The sequence below is a fragment of the Sphaerisporangium sp. TRM90804 genome (assembly GCF_029846175.1).
GTDB lineage: Bacteria > Actinomycetota > Actinomycetes > Streptosporangiales > Streptosporangiaceae > Sphaerisporangium.
The window spans coordinates 323,985-338,913 of record NZ_JARWAC010000017.1; the positions used below are offsets into that span (position 1 = coordinate 323,985).

A 14,929-nucleotide genomic window follows, 5' to 3' on the forward strand; every position below is an offset into this window, starting at 1 on the left:
GTTCAGCCATCGCCCCGTCCCCCTTCTCACGCCTACGTTCGGCCGAGTCACCTGCCCGGTTGCGTTCACGGAGGTGACGTGCGACACACCGCAGGACAGTCCCATCGTAGACACATGCCGTCTGACCTGCGGAAACAAGGTCGCACGAAGGGTGGCCCACTCACCCGGCGAGGTCGGGGCCGACCGGACCCGCGAGGGCGACGCGTACTACCTGTTGCGTATGCGTGACTGACACGCGCGCGACCACGGCGCATACTCGGCCCATCACTCCGGGATGAGGGGGACGGATGGACACCCGAACCGAGCTCGACCTGTACGAGACCGCCTACCTGTGCGGGGGGGCGCGTCGTGTCGCGATGGTGGCCGTCGTCGCGCTCTGCGACGACGGGCGCGCCGAGATCCACCCGGAAGCGCACCGGGTGACGATCGTGCACCGAGAGGCCGGCGACCCGGTCGAGGCCGCCGTGCTCGCCGCCGTCCCCGAGGCGGGCCGGCACTTCGGCAACGCGGTCACGGCCGTGGCCGACTCCCCGGCCGTCGAGGCGATCGCCGAATCCCTGCGGGACCTCGGCCTGGTGACCCGCCGCAGGCGCACGGCGTCCCTGCGGGGCCGCCAGACGCTGCGCGCCCTGGCGGCCGAAGCCCGCGACACCGGCAGCCCGCGAGACGTCGCGTTCGCCGGCGTCGCGGGCATCGCCGACCAGCGCCTGCGCAACACCTTCGCGCTCCAGGAGCGCACCGAGACCGGCAGGAGCCCATCGCGCAGATGGCGCTCCTCGCTCGGCCCCCTGGGCCCCATGAGCCCCCCGACCGGCACCGGAATCAGCCACGGCCCGGCCCACGGCGGCTGGGACGGCGGCGGCTCCTGCGACGGTGGCGGTGGCGGCGGTGGTGGCGGCGGCTGCTGACCCCGCCACCTCACGTCAGAACCTCGTCCGACGGCCTTCGATCAAGGGCGCCAGAGTTCGGCTATGCGGGGGGCCTCCCGTAAGGCCTGGGCGTGGCCGGCTCGGGCGGCGGCGGGGCGGTGGGCGGGGTTCATCATGCCGCCGAGGCTCCGGCCCACGACCTGCTTCCAGGCTTCGGGCCCGGGCTCGATCAGGGCTGTCCGCGACCGTGGGCTCAGCTCGGCGATCTGCTCGGCGACGCCTTTCATGACGCCGCCGCCGCGGGTCACGGGGGCGAGCACGACGACGCGGTCATAGCCGGCCGCCAGGTCGACGTTGCCGGGTGAGGACATGCCGCCGTCGATGTAGCGCCGGCCGCCGATCGTGGCCGGCGGGCGGATACCCGGCCCGGCGGCGCTGGCCGCGACGCAGTCCACCAGCCCGGCCCCGCTCGCGGCGTCGAACGTGACCCGCTCGCCGGTCTCGGCGTCCACGGCGGTGATCACCAACGGGCGGGCGGGCCACTGGCGTACGTCTCCGAGCCAGCGGGCGATCTCCGCCCGGCGTTCGGCCTCCGGAACGGTCGCGGCACTCAGCGCGATCCTGCCCATGCGGGCGCCGAACTCGGCCGTGGTCTTCGATCTGCTGATGTTCCACACCAGGCGCACCAGGCCGGACATCGGCGTCCTGGGGGCGGGTTCGCCATCCGGTGGAACGAGCTGCCCGGCGTACAGCCGCTCGGGGTCGACGCCGGCGGCGAGCTGGGCGCCCACCACGGCTCCGGCGGAGGTGCCGATCAGCAGATCGGCCTCGCCGAGGTCCACGCCCTGCTCGGCGAGGCCGGCCAGGACGCCGGTCTGCCACGCGATGCCGACGACCCCGCCGCTGCCCAGCACCAGTGCTCTGCTCGCCATGTCCGTCCTCCAGTCGGGTCGCACCTCCACCGCGCCGGAGGTCCGCGTGTCGATCAGGTCCGTCTCCCGACGACGCTCGTAGTCAATACAGCCGGGCGCGGCCGATTCGGGTCAAGTCCGGTGAGCACCCGGCAGGGAGCCGCTAGGAAGGCGAAGACCCCGCCGGGAGGTCCCGGCGGGGTCTTCGGGTGGTCGGCGGTGTGGGTGGGTCAAGGCAGGACGTACTGCACGATCCGCGGTGAGGTGCTGGCGGCGAACGCGGTCGTGCCGATGTAGACGGCTCTGATCCGATGGATCCGGGCGGGCAGCGCGGAGGTGCTCAACACCGCGCGCCCTGTGCTGTCGAGGGTGCCGGTGCCGAGGATGGCCGACCGGCCTTCGGCGAACACCACCTGGCCCGTCGGGACGGCCGCACCGGTGCCGGCCTTCACCGTGGCGACGAAGCGGACGCGCTGGCCCACCGGTGAGGGGTTGGCCGAGGACGTCAGCGTGGTGGCGGTGCTGGTGGCCGACTGGCCGCAGACCGGGACGTTGATCGTGTTGGTGTCGAGCGTGACCGCGGCGCCGCGTGCCAGCAGCCGGCCCTCCACGATCACGCCCGTCGTGGTGGTGATCGAGGCCTGTGCCAGGACGTTCCCTCGCAGCGTGGAGTTGGTGCCGAGGGTCGCGGAGCTGCCGACCAGCCAGAACACGTTGCAGGCCTGGGCGCCGTTGACGAGCTCCACGTTGCTCGCGGACGCCGTGACGAGCGTCGACGCGGCCTTGAAGATGAAGACGGCGTTGGGGTCGCCCTGGGCGTCCAGGGATAGCGTTCCGGTGATCTCGAAGGTGCCCGCCGGGGACTCGTACACGCCGGGGGTCTTGGTGGTGCCGCCGAGCTCCACGGGGACGGTGGCGGTGGACGGGCGCGCCTCGGCGTCGGTGTAGGCGGTGGCGAGGTCGGTCTTGGCCTGCGCCGCGACGGCGTCGGCCACGTGCTGGGCCCCGCTGACCTCCCCCGGGGGGAAGCCGGTCACCGAGGTGCCCGGGCTCAGCCCGAGATCGCCGTTGACCGTGGTGGGGCCGGTGTTGGTCACCGTCGAGCCGGCGAGAACCGCGAACCCGGCGGCGGTGCCCAGGGGAACGGGCGGTGTGGCCGCGCTCGCGCTCACGGGCCCGGCCATTCCGATCAGGACGCCGGCCGCGCAGGTCAGAGCCAGGGTGCGTGCCCGCCGGGATGGTGGGGTGAGCCTGCGGACGGCGCCGGTGAGGCCTCGTGTCGCCATGGGCTTCCTTTCGTGCGGGCCGACTCGGGTGCGCCGTCGGCCGGAGGCGCGCCGGCGCTCCCGCCGGCCCGGCCGGTCCCCGCGCCGCCGGGCGCGTGACCGCGCGCGGCCGATCTTCGTGCCGCGCGATCACGGCCTGCCCGAGGCGAGGCCGAAACGATCTTTATAAGCCGCAAAGAAATACGTGAGCGCGGCTCCCGCCGTCACGCGAAACACCTGCGTGTCCGCCGCCGCGTCTCCCATGAGGTCACCTCCCAGTTCCATATATGGACTATTCGAAATAAGTCCGGATGTGGACATCGGCGGCATTTGTATTACGGCCGAGTGGGGGTAAGTAATGAGCCGTTCTATTCCCCACGAAAGAGGGCGCCATGACCTCATCGGTGAAACGTCTCGCCGCCACGGCCGCGCTGGTCCTGCTGTTCGGGGTGTCGCTGCCCGCCTCGGCGGCGTATGCCGGGGGCTCCTACACCTGCACCAGCGGGACCCGCACGTACATGGGGGACATCGTGGGGTACTGGATCTTCGCGAGCGGGTGCACCGGGTCGGGGTCGGGGTCGGGGCCCGCGGCCATCACGATCACCGGCGGGGCGTACGCGGGCTCTTACGGCTGTGCCAGCCACCAGGCGAGCAGCCTGGGCACGGTGAGCGGCCTGGGCTGCTGACCTTCGCCTCGCCCGTCCCCGCCGGGCGGCTCTCCCACGTCGAAGGTATTACGAGCCCTCCGCGACATGTCCCCCTTGAGGATGAGGTGGACGACCTCTCAGGTTGATGAACAAACCGGCGCGGGCGGGGACGCTGGACCCATGAAGACGACACGGTGGTTGAGTGTGGCTTCCCTGGCGGTGGCGGGGGCTTTGGTGGTGGGGGCATGTGGTCCGGGCGCGAGCACCGCGCGTCAGCCCGTCGCGTCCTCGGGGTCGCCGGGTGCGGCCACGCACTCGGGGCACGGGATGGAGGCGGCGCCGCCGCCCCCGGCCGCGCCGCTGCGGAGCGGGGAGCGCTTCGTCAACCTCAAGCTGCCCAAGCCCTACACCCCGGCCGCGCCGCCGAAGGCGAGCGACGAGTACCGGTGCTTCCTGCTCGACCCGGGGCTGACCGCTCCGGCGTTCCTCACCGGCAACCAGTTCCTGGCGCAGAACACCTCCCTCGTGCACCACGCGATCGTCTACGCCGTTGACCAGGGTGCGGCGGAGAAGGCTCGCACCCTCGACGCGAGCACCCCCGGCGAGGGATGGACCTGCTTCGGCGACGCCGGAATCGAAAAGGGCAAGTGGATCGGTCACTGGGCGCCGGGCGCCGACGAGACGCTGCTCACCCAGAAGGTCGGCCACCCGGTGGCCGCCGGCAGCCGGCTCGTCCTGCAGATCCACTACAACCTGCTCGCCAGCGAGGGCAAGCCGGCGGGCAGCGACCAGTCCGGCATCCGGCTCCGGTTCGCCGACGGAGCCGCCGAGCTCACCCCGCTGGAGACCAGCCAGGTGGCCGCCCCCATCGAGCTGCCCTGCGCCAAGGAGGAGTCGGGCCCGCTGTGCGACCGTGACGCCGCCGTCAAGGACCTGGCCGGCCGCTTCGGCGCCCAAGCCGGGGAGACCCCTGGGTGGCTCGGTCAGGCGTGCAACGACGGCAAGCCGCCGGCCGCGGGAAGCACTCAGCGCTGCGACCGGCCGCTGCCCACCGGCGGCACGATCTACGCCCTCGCCGGGCACATGCACCTGCTGGGCCGTTCGATCAAGGTCGAGCTCAACCCCGGCCGCCCCGGCGAACGAACCCTGCTCGACATCCCGCGGTACAACTTCGACGAGCAGGCCATCCGGCCGCTGGCCAAGCCCGTCGCGGTCAAGAAGGGCGACCACCTGCGGGTCACCTGCACCCACGACGCCGGCCTGCGCAAGATGCTGCCCGCCCTGAAGACCCAGCCCCCGCGTTACGTCGTCTGGGGCGAGGGCACGAGCGACGAGATGTGCCTGGGTCTGGTCGTCTGGACTCCGGGCGTGTGAGCGCCTCCGGCCGCGGCTGAGGGCCCACACCGGCGCGCCCTGAGCGCCGGTGCGGGCCCCCGGGATGCCACAGTCCGGACGATCCCCCTATGCTCCCGCTCGTGACTTTTCAGCACTATGCGGCGGAATCTCCGATTCGAGAGACGTCCGAACCACCGGCGCCTGTAGCGGAGCAGCCCGTAGACCAGGGGCCGCATCAGGAGGACGACGACGACAAGGCGGGCGTACTCGACCTGCTGGAGAAGGCCGGGGCCGTGGTCGTCCCGCTGGGCGTGACGTTGTACGCGCTGCTCTATATGGGCTACCAGGGGATGTACGCGGTCTTCGGCATCACGCCGGAGCAGGCGGGCATCGACCAGTCCGTGCTGCTCGGACGGCTGCTGGGGACGATCCTGCCGCTGCTGATCCTCGGCGCGGTCGTCGTCGGGCTGCTCCTGAGCGCGGGCTGGCTGCTGAACGTGGTCACGCGCGGCCGGCTGGGCCGGCTGGCGCAGGGGATCAGGCGGCAGCCGTGGATCGTCGCCGCGATCGCGGCGGCATGGGCGGGAGCGTCCTATCTGGGGTGGATGTACTTCGTGACCGCCCTGGACGCCGCCGACCCCACCGCGAGGGTGACGGTCGAGGCCGGCGATGTGCTGCTCGCGGCGGGGCTGGGCGTTCTGGCCTATGTCGTGCCGTTCCGGCTGCTCCGGCGCCGGTCGATCGGCCGGGCGGGCCTGAAGATCATGGTCGGCGCGCTCACCGGCATCGGGCTCGGCTACGTCCTCATGATCCAGATGATCTACGGAGCGATCTCGGTGCTGGAGAAGGGCGAGTCCACCGCGCTGATGGACGCCGTCGGCTTCCAGACGCAGTGGGCCAAGCTCCAGGACAGCGGCGGCAAGCCCCTCTACGACAGCCGCTGGATGATGGTCCTCGGCGAGCACGAGGGCGGGTACGCCATCTACGACTGCGACAAGGGTCAGACGTTCCGCAAGTTCTCCGAGAGCACGATCCTCAGCGAGGTCCAGATGTGGTCCCCCGACCGCGAGAAGGGCTTCACCTGCGGAACCCTGACCGAGTAGGGGATCGGCCGGGCTTACGCCTCACCGGTCTCCGGCCGGGGTGCCGCCATGGTGGCGATGGCCGGCGTCCCCCCGGTGTGCATACGGAAACCCCGCCGCGTCCGGGACGCGGCGGGGTTTCTCGGTCACTTGATCTGGTAGGCCCGGGTGACGGTCTCGGTGAAGGTGTTGCCGCCGGTGTCGGCGGCCTTGACGCGCAGCGAGGCGAACTTGCCGCGTGTGATGGAGGGATGCCAGGTCTCGGCGGACCAGGCGCCCTTGCCCGAGGGGTGCACCAGAGTGGGGAACCAGGTGCGGCCGTCGTCGTAGGAGATGTCCACGGCGAGCGTGGTCATCCTCAGGTCGGGTGAGCCCTGCTGGCGCTGGACCCGCAGCGGGAGGCGCATGTGGCCCGTGGCGGCGCGGTTGCGGTCGTCGAGGTCGGGGGTGATCCTGACGGTCATCAGCGGCAGCACCTCACGCTTGCCGGGCCGGGGAGTCTTCGACCTGAACCGCCACTCGGCGCTGACCCTCGTGGACACCTTGGTCATGGCCGGGTCGCGGTCGGCGGTCATGGTGAGCCGGTACTCGGCCGCCTTCCCGTCGGCGGGCACCTCGACGTTGCCGGGCAGGTACTCGTCGGTGTAGATCTCCTTGCCGTCGCGGTAGAGCTTGGTCCTCGGGGCGCGGTAGTCGCCGAAGGAGATGCGCTCGGGCACGCCGTCCTCGAACAGCCCAGTGGCGAACTGCAGCAGGTTCTCCTCGCGCCAGGAGTAGTCCCCGCCGGGGTCGAGCCCGGCCGCGAAGACGCCGGTGTTCCAGCGGTCGGAGATCTTCTGCCCGGCGCGGTAGACGATGGTCTGGCCGAAGAAGAACTGGTCGACGTTGTCCCAGGCGTCCTGCTGCTTGTACTGGATGAAGGACGGATACCAGCCGGTGTCGCCGGGCGTGTAGTACTCGGTCCGGTGGAACGGCAGCGGGAACTTGGACACCTCGCCGTACGGCATCCAGGCCAGCTCCGTCCCGTACAGCACGGGCAGGGCGAAGTGCTCACCCAGCTTGGCGTCCTGCTGGGTGGCGTACGTGGAGGTGACCTTGGCGAGGTCACGGCCCCGCGGGCGGTAGCCGGGGTCGGCGGGGATGCGCGGCTCGGCCTTCATCAGGTGGTAGAAGTACGGGCTGTCGTCGTAACTGCCGTCGCCCTTCGGCTTGGCCCACTGCGTCCAGCGGTAGAAGGCGAACTTCTTGCTCGCCGTGCGGGACGTGGGGATGGCCTTGATGCCTTCGACGCGGTCGGCGCCCCACATGGCGGCCAGCTCGACGTCCACGCCCATGGTCTGGACGCGGTCGGAGAGCTGGAGCATGCCCAGCATGCCGATGGCCAGCCGCGCGGTCGGCTCCTCCGGCCGGACGTCGACCGGCTTGGCCTTGCGGGCGTCGAAGGTGACGGTGCGGTCGGCGTCCAGGGTGAACTCCGGCTCGGCCGCCATCACCAGCGTGCCGTCCTGGTCGGCCATGAGGGACACGACCGTGAAGCGATGCCCCCGCTGCAACCGGAGCTCCAGGGTGCCGCCGGAGATGTCGTAGTTGACCTGCTCGTCGGTGTCGAGGTCGATGACCCCGGCGAAGGCGTTCTGAACGGGCTGCCCGTCCGTGCCGGTGAAGGCCAGCTTGAGCCCGCGCTTCTCCGGCTCGACGCGCATGCCGATGCCGGTGCGCACGGAGACCCCGTCGCCGGTCGCGATGACCGTGCCGCTGTACATGCCCATGGCGCCGGGCTCGGGGGTCACCTCGACCCGCGCGGTGCCGTGCGCGGGGACCTCCACCGAGGTGGCGCCGAGCTTGAACGGCGTCACCGTCTCACCCCGGCCGTCCTTGGCGACCACGCTCAGCTCCAGCCGAACGGCGGCGTCGCCGTCGTTGCGGTAGGTGAGCGTCCGCGGCTCCGGGGAGGGGCTGGGCAGCTCGATGTCTCCCATGCTCAGCGAGGCGGGCTCGGCGGTGACCTGCTGGGTGACGGCGCGGGCGACGTCCACGCGGCCGGAGCCCTGGACGTATGCGCCGAGCTCGTCACCGGGCGCCGTGGAGGCCATCAGCGCCGCCTTGATCTGGGCGGCCTTCCAGTCGGGATGCTGTCCGGCGACGATCGCCGCCGCCCCCGACACGTGCGGGGTGGCCATGGACGTGCCGCTCATCTCGGTGTGCGAGTCGTCCACCGGGAAGCCGGCGGACGTGCCCGCCGCCCTGGCGGCGACGATGCCCACGCCGGGCGCGATGAGGTCGGGCTTGACCGCGGCGTCGCCGGCGCGCGGGCCGGTGCTGCTGAACTGGGCGACGGTGTCGGCGTCGCGGTAGGACGCGCCGACCGACAGCGCGCTGTCGGCGCTGCTCGGCGAGCCGAGGGTCTGCGGGCCGTCGTTGCCGGACGCCGCGACGAACAGCGTGCCGTACCGCTCCGACAGCGTGTCGACGGCCAGCTCCAGCGGGTCGTCCCCGGGGATGTCGGGGCCGCCGAGGCTGAGGTTCGCGACGCGGGCGCCGTTCTCCGCCGCCCAGGTCATGGCCTCGATGATGCCGGAGTCGGGGCAGTAGCCGCTCTGCTCGCAGACCTTGCCGACCAGCAGCTTCGCGCCGGGGGCCACGCCCTTGTACTTGCCGCCGGAGGCGGCGCCGGATCCGGCGATGGTCGCGGCGACGTGGGTGCCGTGGCCGTTGAGGTCGCGGACGTCGGGCTCGGAGGTGAAGTTCTCGGCCTTGGTGACCAGGCCCTGCAGGTCGGGGTGCGTGGGGTCGTAGCCGCTGTCGAGGACGGCGACGGTGACGTCCTCGCCCGTGTGGCCGGCCGCCCAGGCCTGGGGCGCGCCGATGTGCGGGACGCTGACGTCGAGGTTGAGCCTGGCCCGGCCGTCCAGCCAGATCTTCTCGGTGACGGTCGCCGTCCTGGCCTGCCCGGACAGGGACTTCCAGAGTGTTCCGGCGGCGGCGCGGGGCTCGCTGCGGGCGACGCCGTTGATCGCGGGCAGGGGGCGCCCGCCGGCGGCGCGCAGCGTGGCGGCGTCCGTCTGGCCGGGGTAGGTCACGATCAGCGGCAGCGCCGGGCTGGCGGCGTCGTCGTAGCCGAGCGCGGCGAGCTGGGTGACGTTGAACAGCCGGGGGTCCAGCGTGCCCGCGGCCAGGAGCGGCATGGCGTCCGCCGGGACGATGCTGAGCCCCTCCTCGGCGCGGCGGTGAATGAAGTTGATCTTCTCCCTGCCGGGGCCGGGCTCGACGTCGAGCCGGGTCTGCTTGGTGGGGAGCGTTTGAAGGGTGACCTTGTCCCCGGTGATGAGGGTGATCGTCTTGGGCGGTCCGGCCTCCGCGGTGGCCTGCCCCGCCAGGGGGAAGGTCGGGGCCGGGGGGGTGGGTGTCGCCTGGGCCGGCGTGGCGGTGGCTGCCAGGGCCGCTACCACAATGCCGATAAGGGCGGTTTTCTGAGGCACATCCCGATGTCTAACTGTTTGGGAATTTTGGTGACAAGGAGGTCTGTGTGGCCTATTGCGGCAACTGCCGGAAGTGGCCAAGATCGGAGGCATGCTTGAGGACGGTCCGGCGCTGGGGGTCGTGGGGATCAGCGCGTTCGACGAGCGCATCTACCACGAGGTGCTCGCCTGCCCTGGCATCACGGTGCGGGAGCTCGTCATGAGGAGCGGTGAGAGCTCGGGGCGCATCCAGACGTCGCTGAGCAGGCTCCGCGCCAAGGGCCTGATCAGCCGCCTGTGGGGACGCTCGCCCCGCTGGTCGGCGACGAACCCGGGGTCCGCCATCCGCTCGCTGGTGCGCGGCATGCAGAGCAACCTCGACCGGCTCACCGACACGGCCGACCAGTTGGAGGCCGCCTTCCGCACCGCCGGTCAGGAGTCCGAGGGCGGCCATTTCGAGGTGCTGGCCGGCCCCGAGGAGCAGGCCCGGGGGTACGTCCGCCTGCAGCAGGAGGCCAAGGAGGAGGTGCTGACCTTCGACATGCCCCCCTACGTGCTCGACTACCACAACCCGCTGCAGACCGGCCTGCTGCGCAGCGGCGTCCGTTACCGCACCATCTACGTGCCGGAGGCGTTCGAGCACGCCGGGGCGCTCGACGAGGTGGGCAACCTGGTCGTCGCGGGCGAGGAGGCCCGGGTACTGCCCGAGCTGCCGTTCAAGATGGCCGTCGTCGACCGTCGCCAGGCCGTCCTGCCGCTGCACATGGGCCCCCCGCTCACCCACGGCGTGCTGATCAGGGGCTCCACCATGGTGGTCGCCCTGGTGGAGCTGTTCGAGCGCCTGTGGCGCGAGGCACTCCCGATGCGCCCCCACTCCGCCCTGCCCGCCCCCGCGCCCCAGCCGCCCACCGGCCCTGCCCGCACCGACCTGCAGGAACGGCCCGAACAACAGAAGTGGCCCGGACAACAGGAGCGGGCCGGACAACAGGAGCGGGCCGAACGACAGGAGCAGTGGGCCGACCTGTCCCCAGACCACCGCCGCCTCCTGGCCCTCCTCGCGGCCGGCCTCAAGGACGACGCCATAGCCCGCCAGCTGGGCACCAGCCCCCGTAGCCTGCGCCGCCGCCTCCGCGAACTCCTGGACGACCTGAACGCCGAAACCCGCTTCCAAGCCGGCGCCCAGGCCACCCGCCGCGGCCTCGTGTGACCCGCACACCTCGGCGGCGCCCGGGGAAGCCGGCCGTCAGCGAGGTGCCGCCAGGACGTCCCGGAGGACGTCCTCCAGCGTGACGCCGGCCAGTTCGCGCCTCAGGGTCTGCTCGATGCCCTCGTAGATGCCCTGCATCGCCGGCTGGATGCCGTACCCCACCACGCACTCCTGGTCGGGGGTGGCGCGGTGCATCGCGAACAGCGGGCCGGGTTCCACCGCCTCGTACACGTCGAGCAGGGTCATCGACCCCAGCTCGCGCGTCAGCGACCAGCCCGCGCCCGCGCCCCGCCGGGACTCCACGAGCCCCGCTCCGCGTAGCTCGCCGAGCAGCCGTCTGATCACCACGGGATTGGTGTTCGCACTGGACGCGATCTGCTCGGAAGTGGCGACCCCATGGCCCCGGCGCTGGTAGAGGCTGATCCAGGCCAGCGCGTGGGCGGCGATGGTCAGCCTGCTGTTGGCGCTCACGAGTCCTCCCCTCCCGGTGTAACGCTCTATGTTACAACGTCGTGGTCGTAACAACATATGTTGCGACCGGCTGTCGTAACCATTACTGTTACGACAGTCGAAAGATCGATCAGAGAGGTGGGAACGATGAACAAGCCGCTCACGGGCAAGGTCGCCCTGGTCACCGGAGGGTCCCGCGGGCTGGGGGCCGCGACCGTACGGCTGCTGGCCGAGCAGGGGGCCGACGTCGCGTTCACCTATGTCAGCTCCGAGGAGCGGGCGCAGGCCGTCGTCGGCGAGGTGCGCGGCAAGGGAGGCGAGGCCGTCGCTTTCAGGTCCGACCAGGCGGACATGAGCGGGGCGCCGGCGCTGATCGACGATGTGGTCTCGCACTTCGGCGGCCTGGACATCCTCGTCAACAACGCCGCGATCTCCGTGAGCGGCACGGTGGACGACCCGGAGGCCGACACCACCGCACTCGACCGGATGCACGCCACCAACTACCTCGGCGTGATCGCCGTCATCCGGGCCGCCTCTCGGGTGCTGCGCGCGGACGGCCGCATCATCACGGTGAGTTCCGGGCTGGGCTCACGGGTAGGCCTTCCAGGCTTCGCCGACTACTCGGCGACCAAGTCGGGGATCGAGAGGTACACCATGGGCGCCGCGCGAGACCTCGGGCCCCGGGGCATCACGGCCAACGTCGTGGAGGCCGGACTGATGGAAAGCGGAATGCAGCCGCCGGACCCCGAGACCCTCAAGGCCCTGGTCGGCTCGCTGTCCCTGCAACGCATGGGCCATCCCGACGAGATCGCCGCGGCGATCGCCTTCCTGGCGAGCCCCGCCGCGTCGTACGTCACGGGCGCCGTGCTCGACGCGCACGGCGGCTACAACGCCTGATCACGCGAGGTCGGGCTCTCACGGTGAATCGGCCGCGAGTCGTGAGCCGCTGACGGCCGGGCGGGGTGCCGTGCTGAGAGGACGGTAATCCGTTGAGGAGTCGTGCGGCGGGTCGTACGCTGGCTGTGGTTGCTCCCGCCGGGTCCGAGGCCCGGCCGATCACGAGAAGGCGATGCCATGGTCACCGCCCGGTCACTCCGGGGCGGATGACGAGAACGGCTGCTCCCGCGGCCGCGGTGCGTTGGGAACGCGCCTGTTCGTCGTGCCCTGGTCTCGCGGAGAACTTCTCGTTCGCGCGGCGCCGGTTGCCGCGCACCTGATGTGGAGCACACACGAAATGTCGCACGACTCCCTGTCCGCGTGGTATGCGGACTTCTTCACCGAGCTGCCCAACGCCTTCTGGCGGGCGGCCGTACCCGAGCGGACGACCGCCGCCGAGGTCGGCTTCGTCGCCCGGGTGGCCGGGCTGGCGCCCGGCTCCCGGGTGCTGGACGTGGCCTGCGGAAGCGGCCGGCACGCCCTCGGGCTGGCCCGGCGCGGCTGCCGGGTCACCGGCCTCGACGTCTCGGCCGAGGCCATCGAGTACGCCCGCGCCGCCGCCGCGGCCGAGCGGCTCGACCTCGACCTGCGCCAGGGCGACATGCGGGAGCTTCCCGCCGACGTCCGGGGCGATGTGGCGATGTGCATGGGCAACGCCTTCGGCTACCTGGAGCATGACGGCACCCGGAGGTTCCTCGCGGGCCTCGCCGGGCTCGTCGTGCCGGGAGGCGCCCTCATCCTGGACTACGCGTTCGTGGCCGAGTCGCTGCTGCCGAACCTGGCCCTGGAGGAGCCGCCGATGACGATCGGCGGGGTCGAGGCCGTCTCGGTCAACGAGTACGACGTGGTGAACAGCCGCTGGCTCACCTCGTTCACCTTCCGCCGGGGCACGCGGGAGCACCGCGGCACCTCCGTGCAGCACGTCTACACCACGGCGGAGGTCGTCCGGCTGGTCACCGAGGCCGGGTTCGCCGCCGTCGAGCTGTACGGCGACGCCGACGGCGCCCCGTTCCGCTTCGGCAGCCCCCGCCTGCTCCTGGTGGCCCGGCGCCCGTAGCCCGCCGCCCGCAGATCCGGGCGGCGGCCACCACGGCGCTGTGCCCTGGCCGCCGGCCGCAACGGCGATGAGTCCTGACCGCCGGCCGCGCTCGCCTGCCAGGCGGGCGCGGCCGGCTTTTCGCTCACCGCGCCGCCCCGGTCACCGCTCTCGTCCCGCCGGGAAGCGGCCGAGACTCGCGGACGAGCGGTCCGAGGCGATCGCCCTGGTCACGATGGGTACATGACGGTTGTCGGCCGGCCGGAAAGGGTGTGCCCCCGCAGTCTGACCGTGCGGCCGGGGCCGGTCTCGCCGTCGGCGAGCCGGGAAACGATACAGGGGGCCCGGGCAATGGAAATCCAGCAGTCCGACACCGCGGTGGTGTTCATCGACCCGCAGAACGACGTGCTGAGCGAGAACGGAACGAGCTGGGCCGTGGTCGGCGCGAGTGTCACCGAGAACGGCACGGTCGAGAACATGGAGCGCATCTTCAAGGCCGCCAAGGAGCGGGACTATGACGTCTTCATATCGCCCCACTACTTCTATCCCTCCGACGACGGCTGGAGGTTCAACGGCCCGCTGGAGGCCGAGGAGTTCCGGACCGGCACCTTCGCGCGAAGCGGCCCGCTGGATCTGACCGGTTTCCGCGACTCCGGCGCGGACTGGCTGGATCGATTCAAGCCCTACATCGAAGACGGCAGGACCGTCGTCGCCGACCCGCACAAGGTGTTCGGCCCGCAGACCAACGATCTGGTCCTGCAGCTGCGCAAGCGGGGGATCAGCAGGATCGTTCTCGGCGGCATGCTGGCGAACCTGTGCGTCGAATCACACCTGCGGGAGTTCCTGGAGCAGGGCTTCGAGGTGGCGGTCGTCAGGGACGCGACCGCCGGCCCCCGGCACCCCGACTGGGGCGACGGCTACGAGGCGGCGATCGTCAACTACCGATTCCTCGCCCACGCGGTGCCCTCGACCGAGGAGTTGGTCGACCGCATGCTCCGGTAGGTCCCCACGTCTTCGGGGAGTACGCCGGGCGGCCCGACCCGGCTGTCTGTGGACGCCGTCAGTCGCCGCCCAGGTCGGCCAGGCCGATATCGCCGTCGGGCAGTCGCTGGATGTCCGGGTGGGCGCGCAGGCCGTCGAGCATGAGCGTCAGATAGCGGTCCACGCTGCGCTGGGTGAGTTCGGCACGCAGGCCGGGGAGTGGCCGCAGGAGCAGGGCCATCATCAGCGTCAGGTCGCCGGCGTCCACGTCGTGGCGCAGGTCGCCGTCGGCTTGGGCGCGGCGGACGAGGCGGTCGAGGATCCTCAGCAGGGTCTGGCGCAGCCGCCGTTCCTCGGGGTCGGCGTGGAGCTGCTCCCAGGTGCTGGTGAACCAGATCGACAGCCAGGTGGCCAGCCGCAGTTCGGCGGCGGCCCGGCGGACGAAGCGCGACAGCGCCCGCCAGGCGTCCGGCTCCTCGTCCTCGGCGTCACGCGCGATGGCGACCACGCGGTGGAAGCCGTCCAGCGCGACCCCGCGCACCAGCGCCTCGCGGTCGGGAAAGCGGCGGTAGAGGGTGGCGTTCCCGACGCCGGCGCGGCGGGCCACCTCCTCCATCGGCACCTCGGGGCCACGCTCGGCGATGAGCGCGCGGGCGGCCTCGATGATCTGTTCCCGGTTGAGCCTGGCGTCGGCTCGCAGCCTGCGGCCGGGGCTCTCGTTCGTCACTCCGCCAGTATACGGATGAATCTCT

The 14,929-nt window shown here is 71.7% G+C and carries 14 protein-coding genes; 8 read left to right on the forward strand and 6 right to left on the reverse strand.

Going from position 1 to position 14,929, the window contains the following annotated elements:
- Positions 1-287: 287 nt before the first annotated feature.
- Positions 288-908, forward strand: coding sequence for a TIGR04222 domain-containing membrane protein (locus tag PYR91_RS23385; RefSeq protein ID WP_279782793.1), 621 nt, complete (start codon positions 288-290; stop codon positions 906-908).
- A gap of 41 nt (positions 909-949) precedes the next feature.
- On the opposite strand, the gene PYR91_RS23390 is transcribed toward PYR91_RS23385, so the two are convergent.
- The 3 genes from PYR91_RS23390 to PYR91_RS23400 all read right to left on the reverse strand — a co-directional run bounded on the left by PYR91_RS23390 (position 950) and on the right by PYR91_RS23400 (position 3,330).
- Positions 950-1,801 (reverse strand): patatin-like phospholipase family protein, encoded by an 852-nt coding sequence (locus PYR91_RS23390; protein WP_279782795.1) that lies wholly within the window; start codon positions 1,799-1,801, stop codon positions 950-952.
- 209 nt (positions 1,802-2,010) lie between these two features.
- A complete protein-coding gene (locus PYR91_RS23395; RefSeq protein ID WP_279782797.1) occupies positions 2,011-3,066 on the reverse strand; it encodes an ice-binding family protein in 1,056 nt (351 codons plus the stop codon).
- A gap of 129 nt (positions 3,067-3,195) precedes the next feature.
- Positions 3,196-3,330: a hypothetical protein gene (locus tag PYR91_RS23400; protein ID WP_279782799.1), complete on the reverse strand. Its 135-nt coding sequence runs from the start codon at positions 3,328-3,330 to the stop codon at positions 3,196-3,198.
- Between the two features lie 107 nt (positions 3,331-3,437).
- On the opposite strand from PYR91_RS23400, the gene PYR91_RS23405 reads away from it, so the two are divergent.
- The 3 genes from PYR91_RS23405 (at position 3,438) to PYR91_RS23415 (ending at position 6,130) form a co-directional block, all read left to right on the forward strand.
- Positions 3,438-3,731 (forward strand): hypothetical protein, encoded by a 294-nt coding sequence (locus PYR91_RS23405; RefSeq protein ID WP_279782801.1) that lies wholly within the window; start codon positions 3,438-3,440, stop codon positions 3,729-3,731.
- A 141-nt stretch (positions 3,732-3,872) separates the two neighbouring features.
- A complete protein-coding gene (locus PYR91_RS23410) occupies positions 3,873-5,066 on the forward strand; it encodes a monooxygenase (protein ID WP_279782803.1) in 1,194 nt (397 codons plus the stop codon).
- A 101-nt stretch (positions 5,067-5,167) separates the two neighbouring features.
- A complete protein-coding gene (locus tag PYR91_RS23415) occupies positions 5,168-6,130 on the forward strand; it encodes a hypothetical protein (protein WP_279782805.1) in 963 nt (320 codons plus the stop codon).
- A 125-nt stretch (positions 6,131-6,255) separates the two neighbouring features.
- On the opposite strand, the gene PYR91_RS23420 is transcribed toward PYR91_RS23415, so the two are convergent.
- The gene (locus tag PYR91_RS23420; protein ID WP_279782807.1) at positions 6,256-9,558 is read right to left on the reverse strand and encodes a S8 family peptidase; all 3,303 of its coding nucleotides are present in this window, start codon (positions 9,556-9,558) and stop codon (positions 6,256-6,258) included.
- A 121-nt stretch (positions 9,559-9,679) separates the two neighbouring features.
- On the opposite strand from PYR91_RS23420, the gene PYR91_RS23425 reads away from it, so the two are divergent.
- Positions 9,680-10,774 (forward strand): hypothetical protein, encoded by a 1,095-nt coding sequence (locus tag PYR91_RS23425; protein WP_279782808.1) that lies wholly within the window; start codon positions 9,680-9,682, stop codon positions 10,772-10,774.
- A gap of 36 nt (positions 10,775-10,810) precedes the next feature.
- On the opposite strand, the gene PYR91_RS23430 is transcribed toward PYR91_RS23425, so the two are convergent.
- A complete protein-coding gene (locus PYR91_RS23430; protein ID WP_279782810.1) occupies positions 10,811-11,245 on the reverse strand; it encodes an Rrf2 family transcriptional regulator in 435 nt (144 codons plus the stop codon).
- 126 nt (positions 11,246-11,371) lie between these two features.
- On the opposite strand from PYR91_RS23430, the gene PYR91_RS23435 reads away from it, so the two are divergent.
- From PYR91_RS23435 to PYR91_RS23445, 3 genes are all read left to right on the forward strand, one after another.
- Entirely contained in the window at positions 11,372-12,121 is a 750-nt protein-coding gene (locus tag PYR91_RS23435; protein ID WP_279782812.1) for an SDR family oxidoreductase, read from the forward strand.
- Positions 12,122-12,458: 337 nt separating this feature from the next.
- A complete protein-coding gene (locus PYR91_RS23440; RefSeq protein WP_279782814.1) occupies positions 12,459-13,217 on the forward strand; it encodes a class I SAM-dependent methyltransferase in 759 nt (252 codons plus the stop codon).
- A gap of 330 nt (positions 13,218-13,547) precedes the next feature.
- Positions 13,548-14,198 (forward strand): cysteine hydrolase, encoded by a 651-nt coding sequence (locus tag PYR91_RS23445; protein WP_279782816.1) that lies wholly within the window; start codon positions 13,548-13,550, stop codon positions 14,196-14,198.
- A 58-nt stretch (positions 14,199-14,256) separates the two neighbouring features.
- On the opposite strand, the gene PYR91_RS23450 is transcribed toward PYR91_RS23445, so the two are convergent.
- Positions 14,257-14,904 carry a TetR/AcrR family transcriptional regulator gene (locus tag PYR91_RS23450; RefSeq protein ID WP_279782818.1) on the reverse strand — a complete coding sequence of 216 codons (648 nt, stop codon included), beginning with the start codon at positions 14,902-14,904 and terminating at the stop codon, positions 14,257-14,259.
- Positions 14,905-14,929 lie beyond the last annotated feature (25 nt).

Coding starts and splice junctions, on each gene's coding strand:
- PYR91_RS23385 (WP_279782793.1), top strand. CDS start 288: ATGGACACCCGAACCGAGCTCGACCTGTACGAGACCGCCTACCTGTGC.
- PYR91_RS23390 (WP_279782795.1), bottom strand. CDS start 1,801: ATGGCGAGCAGAGCACTGGTGCTGGGCAGCGGCGGGGTCGTCGGCATC.
- PYR91_RS23395 (WP_279782797.1), bottom strand. CDS start 3,066: ATGGCGACACGAGGCCTCACCGGCGCCGTCCGCAGGCTCACCCCACCA.
- PYR91_RS23400 (WP_279782799.1), bottom strand. CDS start 3,330: ATGGAACTGGGAGGTGACCTCATGGGAGACGCGGCGGCGGACACGCAG.
- PYR91_RS23405 (WP_279782801.1), top strand. CDS start 3,438: ATGACCTCATCGGTGAAACGTCTCGCCGCCACGGCCGCGCTGGTCCTG.
- PYR91_RS23410 (WP_279782803.1), top strand. CDS start 3,873: ATGAAGACGACACGGTGGTTGAGTGTGGCTTCCCTGGCGGTGGCGGGG.
- PYR91_RS23425 (WP_279782808.1), top strand. CDS start 9,680: ATGCTTGAGGACGGTCCGGCGCTGGGGGTCGTGGGGATCAGCGCGTTC.
- PYR91_RS23435 (WP_279782812.1), top strand. CDS start 11,372: ATGAACAAGCCGCTCACGGGCAAGGTCGCCCTGGTCACCGGAGGGTCC.
- PYR91_RS23440 (WP_279782814.1), top strand. CDS start 12,459: ATGTCGCACGACTCCCTGTCCGCGTGGTATGCGGACTTCTTCACCGAG.
- PYR91_RS23445 (WP_279782816.1), top strand. CDS start 13,548: ATGGAAATCCAGCAGTCCGACACCGCGGTGGTGTTCATCGACCCGCAG.